This window comes from Dactylosporangium sp. NPDC000521, from assembly GCF_042898305.1.
GTDB lineage: Bacteria > Actinomycetota > Actinomycetes > Mycobacteriales > Micromonosporaceae > Dactylosporangium.
On the sequence record NZ_JBIAYW010000003.1, the window covers coordinates 791,282 to 814,815 of the forward strand.

General features: G+C 72.0%; 24 protein-coding genes, 1 pseudogene and 1 riboswitch. Of the genes and pseudogenes, 23 read left to right on the forward strand and 2 right to left on the reverse strand.

Going from position 1 to position 23,534, the window contains the following annotated elements; all coding sequences use genetic code 11:
• The first annotated feature begins 29 nt into the window (after positions 1–29).
• The 3 genes from def to ACFY3L_RS13785 are packed head-to-tail and all read left to right on the forward strand — an operon-like array spanning position 30 to position 2,976.
• Positions 30–575, forward strand: coding sequence for a peptide deformylase (gene def, locus ACFY3L_RS13775; RefSeq protein ID WP_389322459.1), 546 nt, complete (start codon positions 30–32; stop codon positions 573–575).
• A complete protein-coding gene (gene fmt, locus ACFY3L_RS13780) occupies positions 572–1,540 on the forward strand; it encodes a methionyl-tRNA formyltransferase (protein ID WP_389322461.1) in 969 nt (322 codons plus the stop codon). The genes def and fmt overlap by 4 nt, the downstream gene beginning before the upstream one ends.
• Positions 1,471–2,976, forward strand: coding sequence for an RsmB/NOP family class I SAM-dependent RNA methyltransferase (locus tag ACFY3L_RS13785; RefSeq protein ID WP_389322649.1), 1,506 nt, complete (start codon positions 1,471–1,473; stop codon positions 2,974–2,976). Before fmt ends, ACFY3L_RS13785 begins: the two co-directional genes overlap by 70 nt.
• 584 nt (positions 2,977–3,560) lie before the next feature.
• Here the strand turns inward: ACFY3L_RS13785 and ACFY3L_RS13790 are convergent.
• Complete coding sequence (locus ACFY3L_RS13790) at positions 3,561–4,052, reverse strand: hemerythrin domain-containing protein (protein WP_389322464.1); 492 nt, start codon at positions 4,050–4,052, stop codon at positions 3,561–3,563.
• 55 nt (positions 4,053–4,107) lie between these two features.
• Here ACFY3L_RS13790 and rpe point away from each other — a divergent pair, with 55 nt between their 5' ends.
• From rpe to ribH, 6 genes are all read left to right on the forward strand, one after another.
• A complete protein-coding gene (gene rpe, locus ACFY3L_RS13795; protein ID WP_389322466.1) occupies positions 4,108–4,767 on the forward strand; it encodes a ribulose-phosphate 3-epimerase in 660 nt (219 codons plus the stop codon).
• 123 nt (positions 4,768–4,890) lie between these two features.
• On the forward strand, positions 4,891–5,844 hold the full coding sequence (locus ACFY3L_RS13800) for a response regulator (RefSeq protein ID WP_389322468.1): 954 nt from the start codon (positions 4,891–4,893) through the stop codon (positions 5,842–5,844).
• A gap of 69 nt (positions 5,845–5,913) precedes the next feature.
• A riboswitch (FMN riboswitch) is annotated at positions 5,914–6,058 on the forward strand.
• A 125-nt stretch (positions 6,059–6,183) separates the two neighbouring features.
• Positions 6,184–7,218: a bifunctional diaminohydroxyphosphoribosylaminopyrimidine deaminase/5-amino-6-(5-phosphoribosylamino)uracil reductase RibD gene (ribD, locus tag ACFY3L_RS13805; RefSeq protein ID WP_389322470.1), complete on the forward strand. Its 1,035-nt coding sequence runs from the start codon at positions 6,184–6,186 to the stop codon at positions 7,216–7,218.
• 4 nt (positions 7,219–7,222) lie between these two features.
• The gene (locus ACFY3L_RS13810) at positions 7,223–7,822 is read left to right on the forward strand and encodes a riboflavin synthase (RefSeq protein WP_389322651.1); all 600 of its coding nucleotides are present in this window, start codon (positions 7,223–7,225) and stop codon (positions 7,820–7,822) included.
• On the forward strand, positions 7,819–9,159 hold the full coding sequence (locus ACFY3L_RS13815; protein WP_389322472.1) for a bifunctional 3,4-dihydroxy-2-butanone-4-phosphate synthase/GTP cyclohydrolase II: 1,341 nt from the start codon (positions 7,819–7,821) through the stop codon (positions 9,157–9,159). Before ACFY3L_RS13810 ends, ACFY3L_RS13815 begins: the two co-directional genes overlap by 4 nt.
• The gene (gene ribH, locus ACFY3L_RS13820; protein WP_389322474.1) at positions 9,159–9,635 is read left to right on the forward strand and encodes a 6,7-dimethyl-8-ribityllumazine synthase; all 477 of its coding nucleotides are present in this window, start codon (positions 9,159–9,161) and stop codon (positions 9,633–9,635) included. Before ACFY3L_RS13815 ends, ribH begins: the two co-directional genes overlap by 1 nt.
• Before the next feature lie 146 nt (positions 9,636–9,781).
• On the opposite strand, the gene ACFY3L_RS13825 is transcribed toward ribH, so the two are convergent.
• Entirely contained in the window at positions 9,782–10,294 is a 513-nt protein-coding gene (locus tag ACFY3L_RS13825) for a hypothetical protein (RefSeq protein WP_389322476.1), read from the reverse strand.
• A gap of 127 nt (positions 10,295–10,421) precedes the next feature.
• Between ACFY3L_RS13825 and ACFY3L_RS13830 the strand changes: the two genes are divergently transcribed.
• The 14 genes and pseudogenes from ACFY3L_RS13830 to ACFY3L_RS13895 all read left to right on the forward strand — a co-directional run bounded on the left by ACFY3L_RS13830 (position 10,422) and on the right by ACFY3L_RS13895 (position 23,495).
• Positions 10,422–10,961, forward strand: coding sequence for a SigE family RNA polymerase sigma factor (locus ACFY3L_RS13830; RefSeq protein WP_389322478.1), 540 nt, complete (start codon positions 10,422–10,424; stop codon positions 10,959–10,961).
• Positions 10,958–11,989: a GerMN domain-containing protein gene (locus ACFY3L_RS13835; protein WP_389322480.1), complete on the forward strand. Its 1,032-nt coding sequence runs from the start codon at positions 10,958–10,960 to the stop codon at positions 11,987–11,989. The genes ACFY3L_RS13830 and ACFY3L_RS13835 overlap by 4 nt, the downstream gene beginning before the upstream one ends.
• A gap of 87 nt (positions 11,990–12,076) precedes the next feature.
• The gene (locus ACFY3L_RS13840; protein WP_203850014.1) at positions 12,077–12,340 is read left to right on the forward strand and encodes a phosphoribosyl-ATP diphosphatase; all 264 of its coding nucleotides are present in this window, start codon (positions 12,077–12,079) and stop codon (positions 12,338–12,340) included.
• Between the two features lie 45 nt (positions 12,341–12,385).
• On the forward strand, positions 12,386–13,240 hold the full coding sequence (hisG, locus tag ACFY3L_RS13845) for an ATP phosphoribosyltransferase (RefSeq protein ID WP_389322482.1): 855 nt from the start codon (positions 12,386–12,388) through the stop codon (positions 13,238–13,240).
• 4 nt (positions 13,241–13,244) lie between these two features.
• A complete protein-coding gene (locus tag ACFY3L_RS13850) occupies positions 13,245–13,706 on the forward strand; it encodes a PH domain-containing protein (RefSeq protein ID WP_389322653.1) in 462 nt (153 codons plus the stop codon).
• A gap of 219 nt (positions 13,707–13,925) precedes the next feature.
• Positions 13,926–14,565: pseudogene (gene infC, locus ACFY3L_RS13855) on the forward strand (translation initiation factor IF-3); the annotation flags it as partial.
• A 144-nt stretch (positions 14,566–14,709) separates the two neighbouring features.
• Positions 14,710–14,904 (forward strand): 50S ribosomal protein L35, encoded by a 195-nt coding sequence (gene rpmI / locus ACFY3L_RS13860; protein WP_360569506.1) that lies wholly within the window; start codon positions 14,710–14,712, stop codon positions 14,902–14,904.
• Between the two features lie 83 nt (positions 14,905–14,987).
• Positions 14,988–15,350, forward strand: a complete 363-nt coding sequence (rplT, locus tag ACFY3L_RS13865; RefSeq protein WP_363399298.1) for a 50S ribosomal protein L20 — start codon at positions 14,988–14,990, stop codon at positions 15,348–15,350.
• 4 nt (positions 15,351–15,354) lie between these two features.
• Entirely contained in the window at positions 15,355–16,164 is an 810-nt protein-coding gene (locus ACFY3L_RS13870) for a TrmH family RNA methyltransferase (protein WP_389322485.1), read from the forward strand.
• Between the two features lie 143 nt (positions 16,165–16,307).
• Positions 16,308–17,417 carry a phenylalanine--tRNA ligase subunit alpha gene (pheS, locus tag ACFY3L_RS13875; protein WP_389322487.1) on the forward strand — a complete coding sequence of 370 codons (1,110 nt, stop codon included), beginning with the start codon at positions 16,308–16,310 and terminating at the stop codon, positions 17,415–17,417.
• A gap of 1 nt (position 17,418) precedes the next feature.
• Positions 17,419–19,917, forward strand: a complete 2,499-nt coding sequence (pheT, locus tag ACFY3L_RS13880) for a phenylalanine--tRNA ligase subunit beta (RefSeq protein WP_389322489.1) — start codon at positions 17,419–17,421, stop codon at positions 19,915–19,917.
• A gap of 469 nt (positions 19,918–20,386) precedes the next feature.
• Positions 20,387–21,556, forward strand: coding sequence for a nucleotide sugar dehydrogenase (locus ACFY3L_RS13885; RefSeq protein WP_389322491.1), 1,170 nt, complete (start codon positions 20,387–20,389; stop codon positions 21,554–21,556).
• Positions 21,557–21,608: 52 nt separating this feature from the next.
• Entirely contained in the window at positions 21,609–22,460 is an 852-nt protein-coding gene (locus ACFY3L_RS13890) for a glycosyltransferase family 2 protein (RefSeq protein ID WP_389322493.1), read from the forward strand.
• Positions 22,461–22,469: 9 nt separating this feature from the next.
• Positions 22,470–23,495 (forward strand): NAD-dependent epimerase/dehydratase family protein, encoded by a 1,026-nt coding sequence (locus tag ACFY3L_RS13895; RefSeq protein WP_389322495.1) that lies wholly within the window; start codon positions 22,470–22,472, stop codon positions 23,493–23,495.
• The last annotated feature ends 39 nt before the right edge of the window (positions 23,496–23,534 follow it).

The window sequence follows — 23,534 nt, forward strand, 5'->3', positions numbered from 1 at the left end:
TGACTCGAACCAGATATGGGGTGCCTCGTTTGACCGTCCAGTCCGTCCGCCTCTTCGGCGACCCGGTGCTGCGCACACCCGCCGACAGCGTCGTGGACTTCGACCGTGAGCTGCGCAAGCTGGTCAAGGACCTGCTCGACACCATGGGCCAGCAGAACGGGACCGGCCTCGCCGCCCCGCAGATCGGCGTCGGGCTGCGCGTGTTCACCTTCGATGTCGACGACGTCATCGGGCACCTGGTCAACCCGGTGCTCGAGTTCCCCGACGAGGAGGAGCAGGACGGTCCCGAGGGCTGCCTGTCGATCCCCGGCGTCTACGTGGACACCAAGCGCCGGCAGAACGTGATCGCCAAGGGCTTCAACGAGCACGGCGACCCGATCCAGATCGTCGGCACCGGGCTGATGGCGCGCTGCGCCCAGCACGAGACCGACCACCTCGACGGGGTGCTGTTCGTCGACCGGCTCGACGCCGACCGGCGCAAGCAGGCGATGAAGGAGATCCGGGCGGCGGAGTGGTACAACCCCGACGCCCCGCCGGTCGTGAAGGCCAGCCCGCACGGTCTGTTCGGCCGGTGAGGCTCGTCTTCGCGGGGACGCCCGCCGTGGCGCTGCCCGCCCTCGACGCGATCGCCGCCTCCTCGCACGAGCTGGTCGCCGTGGTGACCCGCCCCGACGCGCCCTCCGGCCGGGGCCGGCAGCTGGTGCCGTCGCCGGTCAGCGCCTGGGCGCAGGAGCGGGGTGTTCTCGTTCTGACTCCCGAGCGGCCGCGTGAGCCTTCGTTTCTGGACCAGCTCCGTGACCTGGCGCCCGACTGCTGCCCGGTCGTCGCGTACGGCGCGCTGGTGCCGCGGGTCGCGCTCGACATCCCCCGGTTCGGGTGGATCAACCTGCACTTCTCGCTGCTGCCCGCGTGGCGCGGCGCGGCCCCGGTCCAGCACGCCGTCCTGCACGGCGACGACATGACCGGCGCCAGCGTGTTCCTCCTGGAGGAGGGCCTGGACACCGGCCCCGTCTTCGGCACGCTCACCGAGCCCGTCGGCGCCCGCGACACCTCGGGCGACCTGCTGTCGCGGCTCGCCGACTCCGGCGCCTCGTTGCTGGTCTCCGTCCTGGACGGCATCGCCGCCGGCTCGCTCACCGCCGTGCCGCAGGCGCACGAGGGCATCTCCCTCGCGCCGAAGCTCACGGTGGACGACGCGCTCGTCCGGTGGGGCGACCCGGCGTTCGCCGTCGACCGGCGGGTCAGGTCCTGCACGCCGGCCCCCGGCGCCTGGACGACTCTGCGCGGCGACCGGTTGAAGCTCGGTCCTGTCACGCCGGTGACCGCCGCCTCCGTCATCGGCGGCGGTGCGACGCTCGGGCCGGGCGTGATCGCCGTCGAACGCAACCGGGTCCTGGTGGGCACCGGCACGGTGCCGGTCGCGCTGGGCACGGTCACCGCACCCGGGAAGAAGGCCATGCCCGCGGACGCCTGGGCCCGTGGCGCCCGCATCGAGTCCGGTGTCGTGCTCGGCGCGCCGGCCTCAGGAGACCTGTCTTGAGGTCGCCCCGGCGGGGGCCGGGGCCGCGCCCGGCGGGCGCCCGTGACGACCGGCTCGTCCGGCCGCCGCGCGGTGGCCGCCCGGCGATCGACCCCGCCCGTGAAGCCGCCTACGAGGCCGTCGCCGCCGTGCACCGCGACGACGCGTACGCCAACCTCGTGCTGCCGAAGCTGCTGCGCGAGACCGGGGTCACCGGCCGCGACGCCGCGTTCGCGACCGAGCTGACCTACGGCACGCTCCGCCAGACCGGCACCCTGGACGCGATCGTCGCCGCCGCCGCGGACCGGACCGTGGACCGCATCGACCCGCCCGTCCGTGACGCGCTGCGGATCGGCGCCTATCAGCTGCTCAACATGCGCGTCGGCGCGCACGCCGCGGTCGCGACCACCGTCGACCTGGTCCGCTCCCTGGTCCCGGGCGCCGCCGGCTTCGCCAACGCCGTCCTGCGCCGCGTCGCCGAGTCCGACCGCGCCGCGTGGCTGACCCGGCTGGCCCCCGCCGACCCGTTCGAGGCGGCCGCGCTCAACCACGCGCACCCGCAGTGGATCGTGCGCGCGTTCGCCGACGCGCTCGGCTCCCTCGACGAGGCGGAGCTCGCCCTCGACGCCGACAACCTCGCCCCGCCCGTGCACCTGTGCGCCCGGCCCGGCCTCCTCGACCCGGCCGCGTTCGCCGGGTCGCTGCGGGGCGCCACCGTCGGGCGGTACTCGCCCTACGCGGTGGTGCTGACCGGCGGCGGCGACCCGGCCGGCATCGCCGCCGTCCGCGACGGCCGGGCCCACGTGCAGGACGAAGGCAGCCAGCTCGTCGCCGCCGCGTTGGCCGCCGCCTCGCTGTCCGGTCGCGACGAGCGCTGGCTCGACCTGTGCGCCGGCCCCGGCGGCAAGGCGGGCCTGCTCGGCGCGCTCGCCAGCACCCGCGACGCGCACGTCACCGCCGTCGAGGTCACCCACCACCGGGCGGCGCTGGTCGCCAAGGCCACCGAGGGCCTGCCCGTCTACACGATCCACGCCGACGGCCGCGACGTCGGCAAGGACGCCGACCTGCCCGAGGGCGGCTTCGACCGGGTCCTGGTGGACGCCCCGTGCACCGGCCTCGGCGCGCTGCGCCGCCGCCCCGAGGCCCGCTGGCGCCGCCAGCCGTCCGACCTGCCCCCGCTGACCCGCCTGCAGCGCGAGCTGCTGCAGTCTGCGTTCCGGGCGGTCCGGCCGGGCGGGGTCGTCGCCTACGTCACCTGCTCCCCGCACCAGGCCGAGACCGAGGTCTCGGTCACGGAGGCGGCCCGCCGCTCCCAGATCGACATGGACCTCATCGACGCCCGCCCGTTCCTGCCGTCCTCACTGCCCGACCTGGGCACGGGCCCGACAGTCCAGCTCTGGCCCCACCGCCACGGCACGGACGCCATGTTCCTGGCCCTGCTCCGCCGCTCATCCTGACACCCGTCCTGCTCCGCTGCTCATCCTGATGCGGCGCTGGTTTCGTCGCCCTGCTCCCCGCCGGCTCCGGCTCGTGCGCGCGGTGTGGGGAGCGGGGCCAGGCAGACGGGACGGGCGGTGGGGTGGAGGCGGCGGATGGAGAACGTGCGGCGACGTGGTCCCGACCTGGCGCCGGCCCGACAGTCCAGCTCTGGCCCCACCGCCACGGCACCGATGCCATGTTCCTGGCCCTGCTCCGCCGCTCCGGCAAGCCGTAACACACCCGCGTGTGGGGGGTGCGCTAGCCCGCCCGCCCCCACGCGCCGGCTGCGCTCTGACCAGTCTTGCCCCGTCCGGTCTTGCTCCGTCCGGTCCTGCTCCGCGCCGGCTCCGGCTCGTGCGCGCGGTGTGGGGGAGCGGAGTGGGGGAGCGGGGTCAGGCAGACGGGGCGGGCGGTGGGGCGGAGGCGGCGGATGGGGAACGTGAGGCGACGTGGTGGCGCTGGCGGGCCGCTTTCATCAGCACCCTACCTCGGGTCACCTAATCGATCTTCAAACCGGTAGTTGGCGCGGGACCTTCTGTAGTTTGGGCAGGTCGCGACGGGGTCAGTCGGGGAGGAGGGCGGCGACCGCGGTGCGGGTGCCGCAGGACTGGCTGATGAGGCGGTCGCGTTCGGCGAGCCAGGCGTCGCCGAGGGCCTGGCGGGTCGCCGGGTCCAGGCTGCGGGCGTCGTTGATCAGGGTGCGCTCCTCCTCGTCGAGGTGGTGGTAGAGCGAGTTCGCGAGCTTGCTGACGGCCTTGTCGAAGGCGAGCGACGTCACGTCCGGCACGTCCAGCAGGGCGAGGAGGCGGCGGTGGCCGTCGAGGTGTTCGTCCTCGCCGTGCTCGACGTGGCCGTCGCCGCCGGTGAGCTCGCGCAGCTTCGGGTACACCTCGGACTCCTCGGCGGTGGCGTGCGCGACGAGCAGATCCGCGAGCTCGGTCAGGGTGCGCCGGCGGTGGCCCGCGAGATCCCCGTGGGAGCGGTCGCGCAGGGAGCGGAGCAGCGTCTCGAAGCGCACGTGATCGGCGACGATCACATCGACGACATCAGCCATCCGCCGATTGTCCCCCATATCCGGCGGAAGCCATACCGTCGCCTAGAGTGCTGATGTGAGCAACACCGTGATCGCACCGTCCATCCTCGCCGCGGACTTCGCGCGGCTCGCCGAGTCCGCCGGGGTGGTGGAGGGCAGCGCCGACTGGCTGCACGTGGACGTCATGGACTACCACTTCGTGCCCAACCTGACGATCGGGCTGCCGGTGGTGCAGAGCCTGCGGAAGGCGACCACGCTGCCGTTCGACTGCCACCTGATGATCGCGGACCCGGCGCGGTGGGCGACGCAGTACGCGGAGGCGGGGGCGTACAACGTGACGTTCCACGCCGAGGCGGCCACCGATCCGGTCGCGATCGCGAAGGACCTGAGGAAGGCCGGCAGCCGGGCCGGGCTCGCGATCGACCGGGACACGCCGGTCGAGGGGTACCTGGAGCTGCTGCCGCACTTCGACCTGCTGCTCGTGATGACGATCAAGGCGGGGTTCGGCGGGCAGGCGTTCATCCCGGAGCTGCTGGACAAGGTCAGGACCGCGCGCCGGCATGTCGACGCGGGCCATCTCGAGTTGCGCATTGAAGTTGACGGCGGAGTGGCCGACGATACGATCGCGGCCTGCGCGGAGGCGGGTGCCGACACGTTCGTGGCGGGCACCGCGGTCTTCGGCGCCGAGGACCCGGCTGCCGCCGTGCGCAGACTCCGCGCTCTGGCGAACGGCTGAACCAGACCACAGGCTGAACTAGACCACAGGCTGAACCAGACCACAGGCTGAACCAGACCGCAGGCTGAACCAGACCACAGGCGAACGGCTGAAAACCCGAAGAGGAAGCCGAAGAGGAAGCGCATGGGCGAGCCCGACACCATCCTCGTCGTCGACGACGACGTCGACATCGCCCGGTTCATCGAGGTCAACCTGAAGCTCGAGGGCTACCGGGTGCTGCTCGCCCACGACGGCGCCACGGCGCTGCAGCTCGTCGAGGAGCACATGCCGGCCCTCGCCGTCGTCGACTGGATGATGCCGCAGCTGGACGGCCTGGAGCTGACCCGGCGGCTGCGGGCCGACCCGATGACGGCGCCGATCCCGGTGATCCTGCTGACCGCGCGCGGGCAGACCGCGGACAAGGTCATCGGCCTGCAGGCGGGCGCCGACGACTACCTGGTGAAGCCGTTCGACACCCTGGAGCTGGTCGCGCGGGTGCGCTCCACGCTGCGCCGCAACCAGGAGAACCGTGAGGTGTCGCCGCTGACCGGGCTGCCCGGCAACAGCCGGATCCTGCGCGAGATCACCGACCGGGCGCGGGCCGGCGCCGACTTCGCCGTCTCGCACGTCGACATCGACCGGTTCAAGGCCGTCAACGACGTGTACGGGTTCGCCCGCGGCGACGAGTTCATCACCGCGCTCGCCCGGGCGCTGCACCGCGCGGTGGTCGAGGTCGGCCTGCCGCCGGCGTTCCTCGGCCACATCGGCGGCGACGACTTCCTCGTCGTGTGCAGCCCCGAGCAGCTCAAGCCGCTGACGACGAAGGCGATCCTGGAGTTCCAGGCGGCGTCGGACGCCCTCTACGACCCGTCCGACGCGGAGCGTGGCTTCGTCGAGGTCGTGCAGCGCAACGGCGAGGTCCAGCAGGCCAACCTGGTCACCCTGTCGATCGGGGTGGCGATCGGGCAGGCGGCCGCCGGCGGGCAGCTCACCGACCCGCGCGAGGTCATCGCGATCGCCACCGACATGAAGTCCGTGGCGAAGAAGCACAACGGCAACTATGTCGCTGTCGACCGCCGCAGTGCGCTGCACCTGTGATGAATGTCCCTTGGTAAGGACCGGTCCGGTCGACGCTGAAGTGTGCAAGACTCGGGTTACGTACCCACCACGCGCTGGCGGGGCTCGGTGAAATTCCGAACCGGCGGTAAGCGGTCGTCGACCGCGAGCCCGCGACCCGGTCGAAGCCATCGACCGGTGGATCTGGTGTGAGTCCAGAGCCGACGGTCATAGTCCGGATGGGAGTTCAGCGCGCGGGATCCGGTGTCCGTCTTGACGGGCGCCAAGGGGGCTGGCCTGCGCATTCGCGCATTCCCAGCACCCGCCCGCAGCCGTCCCCATCAGCCTCCCCACGCGTGACCACACCGCGCGGAGAGGGCCATGGACGCAGACGCAGATGCCAGCCACATGCGGCGTGCCGTCGAGCTGTCCCTGCGCAGCCTCGGCGAGACGAGCCCCAACCCCAACGTCGGCTGCGTCCTCGTCGGCCCCGGCGGTGAGGTCGTCGGCGAGGGTCGCACCGCACCCGCCGGAGGGCCGCACGCCGAGGTCAGCGCCCTTGCGGCGGCCGGTGAGCGGGCCCGGGGGGCCACCGCTTACGTCACCCTCGAACCATGCGACCACACCGGCCGCACCGGCCCCTGCACGCAGGCCCTGATCGCGGCGGGGGTCGCCCGGGTCGTCGTCGCCGTCCGGGATCCGAACCCCGTGGCCGCAGGTGGCGCGCAGACCCTGCGGCAGGCCGGAGTACAGGTCGACGAAGGCGTCGAAAGAGCACCGGCCTACGACGCCATGCGAGGGTGGCTGACCGCGGTCGGGCGGGGCACGCCGTACGTGATCTGGAAGTTCGCCGCCACGCTCGACGGGCGCTCCGCCGCCGCCGACGGCACCAGCAAGTGGATCACCTCGCCGGAGGCGCGGGCCGACGTGCACCGCATCCGGGCCGGCGTCGACGCGATCATCGCCGGCATCGGCACCGTCCTCGCCGACGACCCGCAGCTCACGGTGCGCACGCCCGAGGGGCCCGCCGCCCGCCAGCCGCTGCGGGTCGTGGTGGAAGGCGGGAGTCGTACACCACCCGCGGCGAAGGTCCTGGACGGCTCGGCGCCGACATTCGTGGCCACCGCACCTGACGGCGGCAGGGTCGACCTGCGCGGCATGCTGCGGCACCTGTACGACCAGGGCGTCCGCACGGCGCTCCTGGAAGGCGGCCCGACGCTCGCCGGCGCGTTCCTCGCCGAGGGCCTGGTCGACCGGGTCGTCGCCTATCTCGCCCCGAAGCTGCTCGGCGCCGGCCCGGCCGCCCTGGGCGCCGCGGGAATCTCCACCATCGCCGAGGCATTGACGCTCGACGTTGTCGACCTTGCCGCGATCGGGCCTGACGTGCGCCTGACGGCAACAGTGAAAGGTGCGTGACCCAGTGTTCACCGGCATCATCGAAGAGCTCGGCACGGTCGTCGCGATCGACCCGCTCGGCGACTCGGCGCGGCTGTCGATCCGCGGCGCGACCGTCACCTCGGATGCGGCCCACGGCGACTCCATCAGCGTCAACGGCGTCTGTCTCACCGTGGTCGACAACGACGGCGGCGTCTTCACCGCCGACGTGATGGGTGAGTCGCTGGACCGCTCCACGCTGGGCGCGCTCACCGCCGGCTCCCCGGTCAACCTGGAGCGCGCCGCGACCATGGCCACCCGCCTCGGCGGTCACATCGTGCAGGGCCACGTCGACGGCGTCGGCGCGATCCTGTCGCGGGAGGCCGGCGACCAGTGGGAGACCGTCACGTTCTCCCTTCCGCCGCAGCTCAGCCGGTACGTCGTGGAGAAAGGCTCCATCACCGTCGACGGCATTTCGCTGACCGTCATGACGGTCACCGACGACACGTTCTCCGTCGGGCTCATCCCGACCACGCTCAAGCTCACGACGCTCGGTGCCAAGGGCGTCGGCGAGAAGGTCAACCTGGAGGTCGACATCATGGCCAAGTACGTCGAGAAGCTGCTCGCGAAGGGTGACAAGGCATGAGCGCCCCGGAGCGAAGCGGAGAGGGTGCTCATCGGGAAGCCCAGGGGTCCTTCGGCCTCGAGGTGCCGCCGGAGCGCGGCGAGGGCGGTGCCGCGAGCGCGCCGGTCACGGGCCTGGACCCGATCGAGCGGGCGGTCAAGGACATCGCCGCCGGCAAGGCCGTCATCGTCGTGGACGACGAGGACCGCGAGAACGAGGGTGACCTGATCTTCGCGGCGGAGTTCGCCACCCCGGAGCTGGTCGCGTTCATGGTCCGTTACACGTCGGGCTACATCTGCGTGCCGATCATGGAGGCCGAGGCCGACCGGCTCGATCTGCCGCCGATGTACCGCACGAACCAGGACCGCCGGGGCACCGCGTACACCGTGACCGTCGACGCCAGGTTCGGCGGGACGACGGGCATCTCCGCCGCCGACCGCGCCCGCACGATCAGGCTCCTCGCCTCCGCGGACACCAAGCCGACCGACCTCTCGCGCCCCGGGCACATCGTGCCGCTGCGGGCCAAGGAGGGCGGGGTCCTGCGCCGCGCCGGGCACACCGAGGCCGCCGTCGACCTGGCCGCCATGGCCGGGCTGCGGCCCGCGGGCGTGCTGTGCGAGATGGTCAACGACGACGGCACCATGATGCGCCTGCCCGACCTGCGCGCCTTCGCCGAGCAGCACGACCTGGCGCTGGTCAGCATCGCCGACCTCATCGCGTACCGCCGCCACACCGAGAAGCAGATCGAGCGGGTCGCCGAGACCCGGCTGCCGACCGAGCACGGCGTGTTCCGGGCCGTCGGGTACACCACCGAGTTCGACGACGGCGAGCACATCGCCCTCGTCTACGGCGACCTCGGCGACGGCGAGGACGTGCTCGTCCGCGTGCACTCCGAGTGCCTCACCGGCGACGTGTTCGCCTCGGTGCGCTGCGACTGCGGCCCCCAGCTGCACGCGTCCATGAAGATGGTCGCCGCCGAGGGCCGCGGCGTGGTCCTCTACATGCGCGGCCACGAGGGGCGCGGCATCGGCCTGATCCACAAGCTGCAGGCGTACCAGCTGCAGGACCTCGGCCGGGACACCGTCGACGCCAACCTGGACCTCGGCCTGCCCGCCGACGCCCGCGACTACGGCACCGGCGCGCAGATCCTCGTCGACCTCGGCATCAAGACGATGCGACTCTTGACGAACAACCCGGCAAAACGGGCGGGTCTGGAAGGATACGGTCTGTCCGTGCTGGGTCGCACGCCCCTGCCGACCCGGCCGCACCCGGAGAACGTGCGCTACCTGCGCACGAAGCGGGACCGCATGGGGCATCTGCTGGACGAGCTCGACGAGGTCGCGGAAGGACTTGCGTGATGGCTGGCATTGGCGCACCCGTGCTGCAGCGGGTGGACGGCACCGGATTGACCCTCGGCATCGTCGCCACCCGGTGGCACGCCGAGCTGGTCGACCACATGCTCAACCGGGCCATCGAGGCCGGTGAGGCGTCGAACGTCGACCACATCACCGTCGCGCGTGTCGACGGCGCCGTCGAGCTGCCCGTCCTGGCCCAGGCCCTGGCGCACCGCTTCGACGCGGTGGTCGCCCTGGGCGTGGTGGTCCGCGGCGACACGGCCCACTTCGACTACGTCTGCCAGTCCGTCACCGACGGGCTGACCCGGGTAGCCCTGGACGAGTCGACCCCGGTCGCCCACGGCGTGCTGACGGTCGACAACCTGGACCAGGCCCGCGCCCGGGCCGGCCTGCCGGGCTCCCCGGAGGACAAGGGCTACTCGGCCACGCTCGCGGCCCTGGACGCCGCCCACGCCCTCCGCCAGGTCGCCAAGTCCTGACTGTTTCCCGCCTGTGGCCTTCGGCCAAGGGCCGGGGTGGGGGTTCCTCATGATCCGGAAGAGTTCTTGTCGCCCTGGCGACAAGAACTCTTCCGGATCATCCGCGGGCGCCGAGCCCACGGCGAAGCAACTGGCGGGAAAAAGCTTCAGACCTCCAGGACGGCGGCCAGGGTGTCGCGGAAGTTGCGTTCGGCGGGGGTGATGAGCTCGCCGCCGAAGCCCAGCACGTCGCCGGACTTGGCGGCGCTGACGACCTGGTCGGCGAGGGTGATCAGCCAGTAGCGGTAGGACTCGGCGTCGGCGTCGGAGGCCTTCGCGGCCAGCAGCGCGTGGGCGGCCTTGGCGCGCTCGATGACGTCGGCGATGCCCGCGGCGCGGTCGGGGAACTCGATGATCGGGGGCTCGACGCCGCCGGCGAAGCCGCCCACGGCGTCCTCCTCGATGTCGCCCTGGCGGGCGACGACGTCGGTGGCGACCATGCGGACCAGGTCGCTGGCGGAGTCGCGGCCGTCGGCGATGGCGGTCATGCCGGCCGTCCACTCCTCCCGGGTGCGGCGGGTGCCGTCCTGCTCGGCCTGGGACGCGGCGATCAGCACGGACTGGGGCAGGCCCACGAGGAGGCCCCACTCTTCGTCGGTGTACTTCGGCACGGTTTCCACGCAGAGCAGCCTATCCAGGGCGGGCAGAGTTCGCCTTTCGGGTGAACGCGGTAAACCTGGAAACCCGCTCGCGCGTCGTAGGTGCGTGACGGCCGACGTGGGGACCACGCCATGGGACGGTAGGGCGGTGCTAGCCGAGCCCGCCCGGGACACCGTGCGCGAGTGGAGCGCCGACGACGCGGTCACCGCGCTGTTCTCGGCGCACTACCGCGGGCTCGTGCGGCTGGCGGTGCTGCTGCTGCACGACGAGCAGGCCGCCGAGGACGTGGTGCAGGACGCGTACGTGGGGCTGCACCGGCGCTGGTGGCGGCTGCGGGACGCGGACAAGGCGCTCGGCTACCTGCGCACGAGCGTCGTCAACGGGGCACGGTCGGCGTTGCGGCACCGGGGCGTCGCCGACCGGTACGTGGCGGCGCGGCGGCAGGTCGACGAGCAGCCGGTGGCGAGCGCGGAGACCGGGGCGCTGGCGCTGCTGCGGCACCGGGAGGTCCTGGAGGCGGTCCGTCGGCTGCCGGCCCGCCAGCGGGAGGCGATCGTGCTGCGGTACTACGCCGAGCTCTCCGAGGCCGAGATCGCCGACGCGATGGGGGTCAGCAAGGGGTCGGTGAAGAGCCACGCCGCGCGGGGCATGGCCGCCCTGCGGCTCAGTCTGGAGCAGGCACCATGAAGATGTCGCCGAAGATGTCGCCGGAGGACAGGCTGCGGGCGGCGCTGCAGGCGCAGGTCGACACCGTCGAGGTGGCGCCCGACGCGCTGCCGCGCATCCGCGACCGGATCGGGCAGCGGCGCCGGGGTGGCTGGGTGGTCCTCGCCGCGGCCGCGGCGGTCGCCGCCGTCATCGCCTTCGCGGTGGTGGTGTTCGTCCCCGACCGGGTGCCGGGGCCGGACGGATCGCAGGACCGGCTGCCGGCCGTGCCGGCCATGACGGTCCCGGCGGTGCCACCGTCGCCCATCGCGCAGACCGTGACGGTGCTGCTGCCGGTGTACTACGCGCGCAACGACCGGCTGGTGCGGGAGTACCACGAACTGCCGCTCACGACCGACGACGACGCGCACCGGGTGGCTGCGGCCGTCGGCGAGGCGTTGCGCGCCGGTACCGCAGCCGACCCCGACTACGTGTCGCTGTGGCCGGTCTCCGTGACGGTGCGCGGGGTCGCCTTCGACGGCAGGGTCGTGGTCGTCGACCTGACCGACGTCGGTGCCGGGCCGCGGTCCGGGGCGCCCGCCCTGGCGGTGCAGCAGCTGGTGTCGACCGTCGCCGCGGCGGCCACGTACACGTCGGTGAAGCGGATCGACGGGGTGCGGATCACGGTGGACGGCGCTGCCGTGGCGAAGCTGTGGGGCACGGTGGACACCAGCCGGCCGGTGAAGCAGGCGCCGCCGGCGGAGATCTACGCGCCGGTGTGGGTGATCGACCCGCAGCAGGGGCAGGCGGTCGGCAAGACGTTCACCGTGCACCTGGCCGGGATCGTGCCGGAGGGCACCGTGCACCTGCGGATCCGCGGGGGAGCGGGCGGGGTCGAGCAGGTCGTCGTGGACCAGCCCGTGCAGCTGTCGGCGGGCGCGCCCGCGGTCGGTGAGGCGAGGGTACCGCTGACGCTCGCGACCGGCCGGTACACGATCGAGGCGTACTACGTCTCCATGGCGGACGGCAGCGTCCAGGGAGTGGACGACCACGAGTTCACGGTGGCGTGAGCTGTCGCAACGCACGGCGTGAGGCAGGACACGCCTGTCGTGATCGTGATTCCCCTTTCGCGGCCGGGCCTGCGAGAATTCGTGCCCGTGAAGACCTTTGACGAGTTGTTCGCCGAGCTGACCGCCAAGGCCGCCGCGGGCACCCCGGGCTCCGGCACGGTCGCCGCGTTGGAGAAGGGCGTCCACTTCATCGGCAAGAAGGTCGTCGAGGAGGCCGCCGAGAGCTGGATGGCGGCGGAGCACGAGGGGCGCGAGCGCACGGCGGAGGAGCTCTCACAGCTGCTGTACCAGGTGCAGTGCCTGATGCTGGCGACAGGGCTGTCGCTGGAGGACGTCTACCGACATCTGTAGGCCGGTAGCCGCGATCCGTCCCTCCTGTCTTCGAAAGGCCCACCGATGCTGCGTATCGCCGTGCCCAACAAGGGCACCCTGTCCGGACCCGCCGCCCAGATGCTCCAGGAGGCCGGCTACCGCCAGCGCTCCGACCCCAAGGACCTGCTGTGCCGTGACGAGGCCAACGACGTCGAGTTCTTCTACCTGCGCCCCCGTGACATCGCCACCTACGTCGGCTCCGGCGACCTGGACCTCGGCATCACCGGCCGGGACCTGCTGATCGACGCCGACAGCGGCGCCGAGGAGCTGCTCGACCTGGGCTTCGGGCGGGCCACGTTCCGCTTCGCCGGGGTGGCCGGCTCGATCAAGGGCGACCAGCCCGCCGACCTGGCCGGGCTGCGGGTCGCGACCGCCTACCCGGGCGTGATGGAGCGCTACTTCGCCGAGCACGGGGTGGCCGCCGAGGTCATCCGGCTCGACGGCGCCGTGGAGAACGCGATCCGCCTCGGCGTCGCCGACGTGATCGCCGACGTGGTCGAGACCGGTGCGACCCTGCGCCAGGCCGGTCTGGAGACCTTCGGCGAGCCGATTCTCAAGTCGTCGTCGGTACTGGTGCGCCGCAGCGGGACCGGTGACCTGGCGCCCGCGGCGAACCAGCTGCTGCGCCGCCTCCAGGGTGTCCTGGTGGCCCGCCGGTACGTGATGCTCGCCTACGACGTGCGGGCCGACGCGCTCGACGCGGCCGTGGCGCTGACCCCCGGCATCGAGTCGCCGACGGTGTCGCCGCTGCACCGCGAGGGCTGGGTCGCCGTGCAGGCGATGGTCCAGCGCGACGAGGTGCACCGGATCATGGACGAACTCTACGATGTGGGCGCCCGGGCCATCCTGGTGACCGGCATCCACGCGTGCCGGTTGTAGTCTCATCGGTGTGAGCAGCACCGTTCTCGCCCGTCCGCGGCGCGCCAGGATCATCGCCTTCGTCCTCGCCGCCGTGGTCGTGGTGGTCTTCACGCTCATCGCGCTGGGGCTGCACGGCAAGACCGGCGACGGTCCCGGCTATTTCCAGCGCGGCGACCAGGCCGCCATGATCGGCCTGGGGATCTGTGCCGCGCTCGCCATCCTGCTGATGGCCAGGCCCAAGGTCGAGGCCGACGAGGCCGGGGTCCGGGTGCAGAACATCATCGGCTCCTACGACCTGCCGTGGGACGTGGTGCGCGCCGTCTCGTTCGGCCGTGGCACCCCGTGGCTCACCCTGGACCTGCACGACGACGAGCGGGTCGCGGTGATGGCGGTGCAGATGGCCGACAAGGAGCACGCGGTCAAGGCGGCGCGCCAGCTGCGGGCCCTGCACTCGGCGTCGCTGACGAGCAGCGTGGTAGAGTAGCGGGAGTCGACCGCACGCCGCGTCCCATACAGGAGCGAGGCGTGTTCGAAGCGGAGGTAAAACTCCCACCCGTGCAGCTCAGGGCAGCCGGGTCCCGGTCTGATCGCACGGCCCTCTCGTGAGGTGGTGCGGTCGAGTGGGCCCTCGCATGCGCGCTGCGCATCCGGGGGCTTTTCCGCTTCGGTCGGCACACCAGACAGCACCGATCGAGGAGGCCACATCAGCGTCGAGCCACGCGTCAACGAGCAGATCCGGGCACGTGAGGTCCGGCTGGTCGGCCCGGAGGGTGAGCAGGTGGGCATCGTCCCGCTCGAGCGCGCACTCCAGCTGGCCGCCGACGTGGACCTGGACCTGGTCGAAGTTGCGCCCATGGCACGCCCGCCCGTCTGCAAGCTCATGGACTTCGGCAAGTTCAAGTACGAGAGCGCGCTCAAGGCCCGGGAAGCCCGGCGTAACCAGCAGCAGACCGTCATCAAGGAGATGAAGCTCCGCCCGAAGATCGACCCGCACGACTACGAGACCAAAAAGGGTCACGTCATGCGGTTCCTGAAGCAGGGCGACAAGGTCAAGGTAACGATCATGTTCCGAGGCCGCGAGCAGAGCCGCCCGGAGCTGGGGTTCCGGCTGCTGCGCAAGCTCTCGGAGGAGATCTCGGAGCTGGGCTTCGTCGAGGCGTCCGCGAAGCAGGACGGCCGCAACATGATCATGGTCCTCGCGCCTCACCGCAACGTGAAGGCCGCGGCGACCGCTTCCCGTGAGGGTCGCACCGAGGACGCCGCCGCGCCGGAGGGCGAGCCAGCCGTCCTGCCCGACGTCGTCACCGCCGACCAGGGATAGAGCACCACCCGGCACCACTGGCACAACCACACAACGACCGCGTCGTGCGGGCGGGACCCGCACAGCGGTAGTCCCGGCCTGTGCGCCGGTGCGCCACGGCACCCTCCCGTTCCGACGGGGAGGGTGCCGGCTCTGGCGCGCCGCACATGAAGGGGCAACATCAGCCATGCCGAAGTTCAAACCGCACTCCGGGATGAAGAAGCGCGTCAAGATCACCGGTCGCGGCAAGTTCATTGCCGAGCCCGCCGGCAAGCGTCACCTGCTCGAGGTCAAGCCCAGCAAGCGGACCCGCCGGCTCAGCGGCACCGTCGAGCTCGCCAAGACCGAGACCACGCGCGTCAAGAAGATGCTCGGCCTGTAACACGCGGCGTCACACCCCCCCTTTCCTGACTTTTCCGACCGGCCCGCTCGACTGGGCCGGTCTCGCATGAGGAGTAACGAACCGTGGCACGCGTGAAGCGGGCAGTGAATGCCCAGAAGAAGCGCCGCACCGTCCTGGAGACCGCCAGCGGCTACCGCGGGCAGCGCTCGCGGCTGTACCGCAAGGCCAAGGAGCAGATGCTGCACTCGATGCAGTACGCCTACCGGGACCGGCGCGACCGCAAGGGTGACTTCCGCCAGCTCTGGATCACCCGTATCAACGCCGCCGCCCGCGCGAACGGCCTCACCTACAACCGCCTGATCCAGGGTCTGCGCCTGGCGGGCGTCGAGGTCGACCGCAAGATCCTCGCCGAGCTGGCCGTCAACGACGCGAAGGCGTTCAGCGGCCTGGTCGAGGTGGCGAAGACGGCCGTTGCCGCGGCCTGACGCAGTGCGATCCGAGCAACCCGGGGCGGTCTTCACCACGCGGACCCCCCGGGTTGTCGCTGCCCGGCGGCTGCAGCGCCGCCGTGACCGGGACGAGACCGGCCGCTTCCTCGCCGAAGGCCCCCAGGCGGTCCGCGAGGCGCTTCGATGCGGCGTCGTCGTGGAGGTGTACTGCACCGCCGACGCCCGCACCCGCCACGCCGCCCTGCTGGAGGGCACCCGGGTCAGCGTCGTCGACGACGACGCCCTCGCCGCGCTCACCGAGACCGTCCAGCCGCAGGGCCTGGTCGCAGTCTGCACCCAGCGGGACGTCCCGCTGGCCGACGCGCTGGGCAGGAAACCCCGGCTGGTCGCCGTGTGCGCCGACATCCGCGACCCCGGCAACGCCGGCACCGTCCTGCGCACCGCCGACGCGGCCGGCGCTACCGTGGTCGTGTTCGCGGGGGACAGCGTCGACCCGTACAACGGCAAGGCGGTGCGCTCCTCCGCGGGCAGCCTGTTCCACGTCGACGTGGTCCGGGCCCGCGACTCGGCCGCCACGGTCGCCGCGCTGCGCAGCGCCGGCCTGCGGGTCCTCGCCGCCGACGGGTACGGCGAGTCGGACCTGTTCGAGCTGGCAGACTTGGGACAGCCCACCGCGTGGCTGTTCGGATCCGAGGCGCACGGGCTCCGCGAGGAGCTGAAGCAGGCGGCCGACGCGCGCGTCAGGGTGCCCATCCTCGGCGGCGCGGAGAGCCTGAACCTGGCTGCGGCCGCCGCCGTGTGCCTGTACGCTTCGGCGAAAGCACTGAACGTGTCAAGGGAGTCGATGTGAGCACGCGCCTGTTTATCTGGCCCGCCGGTGACGGTGGGCGGACAGGACGTCGCACCTCCTGACACCTTCCCACGGCCGGCGGGCGCCCTTCTCTACACTGTCCGGGGCCTGTTATGGGGCCAATCTCCCGTGGGAAGAGTCCGATGACGTACCGCAATGATCCGTATGACCCGAAGCAGGCGATGCTGCTCGCCCAGGACGCCCTGGACGACGCCGTGGCGAGCGCCGACAAGGCGTTCGCCGGCGCGAGCGACCTCGACGCCCTCGCCGCGCTGAAGTCGCAGCACCTCGGCGACCGCGCCCCGATCTCCCTCGCCCGGCGCGAGATCGGCTCACTGCCACCGGCGGCGAAGGCCGACGCGGGCAAGCGCGTCAACGAGGCCCGCGTCGCGGTGCAGGCGGCGTTCGACGCCCGGCTCGCCGCGCTGACCGCGGAGCGCGAGGAGCGCGTCCTGGTGGAGGAGACGGTCGACGTCACCCTCCCGACGGGCCGCCGCCCCCGTGGCGCCCAGCACCCGCTGACCAAGATCATGGAGCGGGTCGGCGACCTGTTCGTCGGCATGGGCTACGAGATCGCCGAAGGCCCCGAGGCCGAGTGGGAGTGGTACAACTTCGACGCCCTCAACATGCACCCGGACCACCCGGCGCGCTCGATGATGGACACGTTCTTCGTCGCCGCCGGCGGCGCGGGCCCGGACCACACCACTGACATCGCCAAGGACGTCGACTCGCGGATCGTGCTGCGCACGCACACGTCACCCGTGCAGGCGCGGACGATGACAACCCGGAAGCCGCCGATCTACATCGTCTGCCCGGGCCGGGTGTACCGCACCGACGAGCTCGACGCGACCCACACGCCCGTGTTCCACCAGGTCGAGGGTCTCGTGATCGACAAGGGCATCACGATGGCGCACCTGAAGGGCACCCTCGACCACTTCGTCAAGGGACTCTTCGGCCCCGGCACGGAGACCCGCCTGCGGCCGTCCTACTTCCCGTTCGTCGAGCCCGGCGCCGAGATCGACATGTGGTTCCCGCACCACCGCGACGGCGCCCGCTGGGTCGAGTGGGGCGGCTGCGGCATGGTCAACCCGCGGGTGCTGCGCGCCTGCGGCATCGACCCCGACGAGTATTCCGGGTTCGCGTTCGGCATGGGCATCGAGCGGGCGCTGATGTTCCGCAACGCGGCCGCCGACATGCGGGACATGGTTGAGGGCGACGTGCGGTACGCGCGCGCGTTCGGATGGGAGGCCTGAGATGCGCGTTCCGCTGTCATGGCTGCGTGAGCACGTCGACCTGCCGGAGGACCTGACCGCCGACGGCCTGGAGAAGGCCCTCGTCAAGGTCGGCCTCGAGGTCGAGGAGATGACCGACGCCGGCGCGTCCGTCGAGGGCCCCCTGGTCGTCGGCCGGGTCGAGTCGATCGAGGAGCTGCAGGGGCTGAAGAAGCCCATCCGGTACTGCCTCGTCGACGTCGGCAACCCCGAGCCGCAGGGCATCATCTGCGGCGCCCGCAACTTCGCCGAGGGCGACCTCGTGGTCGTCGCGCTGCCCGGGGCGGTCCTGCCCGGTGGGTTCGCGATCGCCGCCCGCAAGACCTACGGGCACATCTCCAACGGCATGATCTGCTCCGCCCGCGAGCTCGGCGTCTCCGACGAGCACGAGGGCATCATCGTGCTGCCCGCGGAGACGGCCGAGCCCGGCGCCGAGGCCCGGCCGATCGTCGGCCTGGACGACATTGTCGTCGAGGTCAACGTCACCCCGGACCGGGGCTACTGCTTCTCCGTGCGGGGCCTCGCCCGGGAGCTGTCGCACTCGCTCGGCGGCGCCTACCGCGACCCGGTCGCGGCGGTCGTGCCGATCGAGGGTGACGGCACCGACGCGTACCGCATCGACGTGCGCGACAGCGTCGCCTGCGACCGGTTCACCGCCGTCGCGGTCCGCGGCGTCGACCCGGCCGCGCCGACCCCGCAGTGGATGAAGTCCCGCCTCGCCGTCGCCGGCATCAGGTCCATCTCGCTGCCCGTCGACATCACCAACTACCTGATGATCGAGACCGGCCAGCCGATGCACGCGTGGGACCTGGAGCGGCTCACCGGCCCCCTCGTCGTGCGGCGCGCCGCCGCGGGGGAGACGCTGACGACGCTCGACGGCGTCAAGCGGACCCTCGACCCGCAGGACATCGTCATCGCCGACGACACCGGTGTCGTGTCGCTCGCCGCCGTGATGGGCGGCAGCACCACCGAGGTGTCGGCGACGACCGTCGACGTGCTCCTCGAGGCCGCGCACTGGGACCCGCTGTCGGTCGCCCGCACGATCCGCCGGCACAAGCTGCCCAGCGAGGCCGGCAAGCGCTACGAGCGGGGCGTCGACCCGCAGATCACCGCCGCCGCGTGCGCGCGGGCCGCGGCGCTGCTCGCCGAGTACGGCGGCGGCACCGTCGACCAGCGGGTCACCGACGTCTACGCGGTCGCGCCGCCGGCGCCGGTCACGATGGCCCTCACCCGGCCGTCGGAGCTCGCCGGGATCGACTACACGCCCGAGCGGGTCATCGAGGTGCTGACGATGATCGGCGCCGCGGTCGAGGTCGAGGACGGGCGCGCGGTCGTGACCCCGCCGAGCTGGCGGCTCGACCTCGTCGACCCGGCCGACCTGGTCGAGGAGGTGCTGCGCCTCGACGGGTACGACCGGATCCCCAGCGTCCTGCCGATCGCGCCGCCCGGCGCGGGCCTGTCCGTCACGCAGCGCTGCCGCCGCACCGTCGGCCGCGCCCTCGCCGACGCCGGGTTCGTCGAGTCGCTGTGCTACCCGTTCGTCGGCGAGGCAACCCTCGACGCGCTGCGGATCCCGGCCGGTGACCCCCGCCGCGACATGGTGCTGCTGCGCAACCCGCTTTCCGAGGAGGAGCCGGGGATGCGCACGACGCTGCTGCCGCCGCTGCTGGGTGCGCTGCGCCGCAACCTCGGCCGCGGCCTGCGGGACGTCGCGCTGTTCGAGCTCGGCACCGTCTTCCTGCCCGGCGGGCCCGTCCAGGTCGCGCCGGCCCCGGGCGTCGACGGGCCGCCGCCGGCCGAGGAGCTGCGGGCCGCGGAGGCGCTGCTGCCGCACCAGCCGTGGCACGTCGCCGCCGTCATCGCCGGTGACGCCGACCCGGCGGGCTGGTGGGGCGCGGGCCGCCCGGCCGACTGGGCCGACGCCGTCGAGGCCGCCCGGATCACCGCCGAGGCGGCCGGGGTCACGATCACGGTCAGGGCCGCTGCGGACGTCTCAGGCGGGTCCGCGGCGGTCGCGCCGTGGCACCCGGGCCGCTGCGCCGCGCTGCTCGTCGGCGACACCGTCGTCGGGCACGCCGGCGAGCTGCACCCGGCGGTCTGCGCCGACCTCGACCTGCCCCGCCGCACCGTGGCGATGGAGCTCGACCTCGACGCGCTGCCGCTGCCGGACGTCGCCACCGCGCCGCGGCTGTCGGGCTTCCCGACGGCGCTGCTCGACGTGGCGCTCGTCGTGGACGCCGCGACCCCGGCCGGCGACGTCGAGGCCGCGCTCACCGACGGAGCGGGTGACCTGCTCGAGTCGGTGCGGCTCTTCGACGTGTACGAAAGCGCCCAGCTCGGCGAGGGGCGCAAGTCCCTGGCGTACAAGCTGACGTTCCGCGCCCCGGACCGCACGCTCACCGGCGAGGAGGCCCTGGCCGCCCGCGACGCCGCCGTCGCCGTCGCCGCCGACCGCTTCGGCGCGACCCTCAGAGGAGCGTGACCGCCGGCGCGTGACCAGGCACGGCGAAGAGGGTGTGCCCGCCGGGCACACCCTCTTCGCGCCCCGCTTCCCCACGACCACGTGGGGTCGGAGGCCTGCGGGTGCGTGCGACGGCGACGGTGCGTCAGGCCGGGACCGGCGCATCGGCCGAGGTGCGGCCAGCCGAACGGACAGTCCTCAACGACACGGCCCGTACCAGGGGCACGGTCGGATTTCGGACCGAGAGATGTTTCTGCTGGCGGGAAAGCCGGGGGAAAGGTGTGGGGAGGGACGCTTCACCCTGAACGGGTCGGGAGCCGGAGGTGCGGAAGTGGTACCGTCACGGCGCCGAGCCATCCTCCGTCTGTCACGTGGCGTGAGGTCATCCTGAGGGCTCGGCCCGCGCCAAGCGCCGGCTTCGATCTCGGCTCTCCTGGAGGGGCAGCGCGTGTCAGACGATAGTGCATCGGCAGGTTTCACGACCGACGTCGTGATCATCGGGGGCTGCGGCCGGGTCGGCCTGCCGCTCGGCATCGCCATGGCCTCCCGCGGCCTGCAGGTCACCCTGTACGACATCAACGCCGCCGCGGTCGCGGTGGTGAACGATGGACGTCTGCCGTTCGACGAGGAGGGCGCGGCCGAGCCGCTCGCCACCGCCGTCAAGGAGGGCAGGCTCACCGCAAGCACCGACCCCTCGACCGTGGCGTCGGCCGAGCACCTCGTCGTGATCGTCGGCACACCCGTCGACGAGCACCTCAACCCCAACATCGGCGCGGTCCCCGCGGCGATCGAACGGTGCGCCGACTACCTGCGCGACGGCCAGCTCATCGTGCTGCGCAGCACCGTGCACCCCGGTGTCACCGCCCTCACCGAGAAGCTCGTCAAGCGCCTCGGCGTGCAGGTCGACGTGGCGTTCTGCCCCGAGCGCATCGCCGAGGGCAAGGCGATGACCGAGCTGTTCGAGCTGCCGCAGATCGTCGCCGCCCGCAACCCCGTGGCGATGGAGCGGGCCGAGAAGCTGTTCCGCAACCTGGCGAGCGACATCGTGCGGCTCGAGCCCGAGGAGGCCGAGCTCGCGAAGCTGTTCACCAACACGTGGCGGTACATCAAGTTCGCCGCCGCCAACCAGTTCTGGATGATGTCCAACGACTTCGGCCTGGACTTCGAGCGGATCCGGCACGCCATCCGCTTCCAGTACCCGCGCGCCAACGACATGCCGGGCGCCGGCTTCGCCGCCGGTCCGTGCCTGCTCAAGGACACGATGCAGCTGGCGGCGTTCACCAACAACACGTTCGTGCTCGGCCACAGCGCCATGCTGATCAACGAGGGCCTGCCGCTGTACGTCGTGTCGAAGCTGCAGGAGCGCTTCGACCTGGCCGACATGACGGTCGGCATCCTCGGCATGGCGTTCAAGGGCGGCAGCGACGACATCCGCGAGTCCCTCGCCTACAAGCTGCGCAAGGTCGTCATGCTGAAGGCCAAGGAGACCCTCTGCACCGACCCGTACGTCAAGGACGACCGGTTCGTCCCCCTCGACGAGGTGCTGACCCGCGCCGACCTGCTGATCATCGCCGCGCCGCACCCGGAGTACCGTGACCTGCAGACCGACATCCCGGTCGCGGACATGTGGGGCGTCACCAACAAGGGCGTGCGGGTATGACCGGACCGGAGCGCGGCGGCGGCCGCCGCCGGAGCGTGACGGAGGTGCCTGCATGACACTTGTGCCGCAGGTTTCCGTGGTCATCCCCGTGTACAACGAGGGCGAGGCGATCGTGCCCTGCCTCGAACGGATCCTCCGCGCCGTGCTCATGCCGGCCGAGGTCCTCGTCGTGCACGACATGCCGGAGGACACGACCGTGCCCTTCGCGGACGGCGTCGCCGCCCGCGACCCCCGCGTCCGCACCGTGCTCAACACGTACGGCCGCGGCCCGGCGAACGCGATCCGCTTCGGCATCGACGTCGCCCGCGCCCCGGTCGCCGTCGTCACGATGGCCGACGGCTCCGACGACCCGCGCCAGATCGAGGACCTGGCCCGGCTCGTGGAGCGTGGCGTGGTCGTCGCGGCCGCGTCCCGGTACATGCCCGGCGGGCAGCAGGTCGGCGGCCCCAGGTTCAAGCGGGCGCTGTCCCGCGGCGCCGGCCGGACCCTGTACATGTTCGCCCGCGTCGGCACCCGCGACGCGACCAACAGCTTCAAGGCGTACTCGACGGCGTTCGTCCGGCAGGTCGGCATCGAGAGCAAGACCGGGTTCGAGATCGGCATCGAGCTGACCGCGAAGGCGGCGCGGCTGCGGCTGCCCGTCGCGGAGATCCCGACGATCTGGCTCGACCGCCAGCTCGGCGAGTCCCGCTTCGACGTCGGCCGGTTCCTGCCCAGCTACCTGAAGTGGTACCGGTTCGCGTTCGGGCGCAGGCTCACCATGGAACAGCTCGCGAAGCGGCCGGCATCGTCGGCGGCCCGCGACGACGCGCAGGCGGCCCGCGCGGCCTCCACGGTGACCCCGGTGACCCCCGTCGAGGTTCGCGACAACCTTTCCAGCAATCACGAAGCAGTTCAGAACTAAGGAGTGTCTGTGCCAAAGGTCCTGGTCACCGGCTCGGCCGGCTTCATCGGTGGATATGTCGTCGAGGAGCTGCTGTCCCGCGGCTACCAGGTGGTCGGCCTGGACAACTACTCGAAGTACGGTCCGGTCACCCGTAGCTACGACTCCCACCCCGACTACCGGTTCGTCGAGGGCGACGCGCGCGACGTCGACCTCGTCACGGAGCTGCTCGACGGTTGCGACCACTTCATCGCCGGCGCCGCGATGATCGGTGGCATCTCCTACTTCCACGCCTACGCCTACGACCTGCTCGCCACCAACGAGCGGATCATGGCCTCCTCCTGCGACGCGGCCATCAAGGCGCACCGCGACGGCAACCTCAAGAAGATGACCTACCTGTCGTCGTCGATGGTCTTCGAGTCGACCACGCACTGGCCGTCGAAGGAGGGCGACGAGCGTCTCGTGCCGCCGCCGCTGTCGTCGTACGGCTTCCAGAAGCTCGCCGTCGAGTACTACGCGAAGGCGGCCTGGGACCAGTACAAGCTGCCCTACACGATCGTCCGCCCGTTCAACTGCGTCGGCGTCGGCGAGGGCCGCGCGCTCGGCGAGGTCGAGGTGCTGTCCGGCAACGTCAAGCTCGCCATGTCGCACGTCGTGCCCGACCTGGTGCAGAAGATCGTCAAGGGCCAGGACCCGCTGCACATCCTGGGCACCGGCGAGCAGGTCCGCCACTACACCTACGGCGGCGACCTCGCCAAGGGCATCATCGCCGCGATGGAGCACGAGGACGCGTTCAACCAGGACTTCAACATCTCCACCGCCGAGTCGACCACGGTGCTGGAGCTCGCCGAGGTGATCTGGAAGAAGATCAAGGGCGACGGCGTGCCGTTCAGCGTCGTGTCCGACGACCCGTACGAGTACGACGTGCAGAAGCGCGTCCCGGACGTGTCGAAGGCCAAGGAGGTCCTCGGCTACGAGGCGACCACCTCGCTCGACGAGATGCTCGACGAGGTCATCCCGTGGGTGACGCAGGCCGTCGCGGACGGCAAGCTCTGATCGTCCCCGGCGGAGCCGGCTGATCGAGGCGGGCGCCTC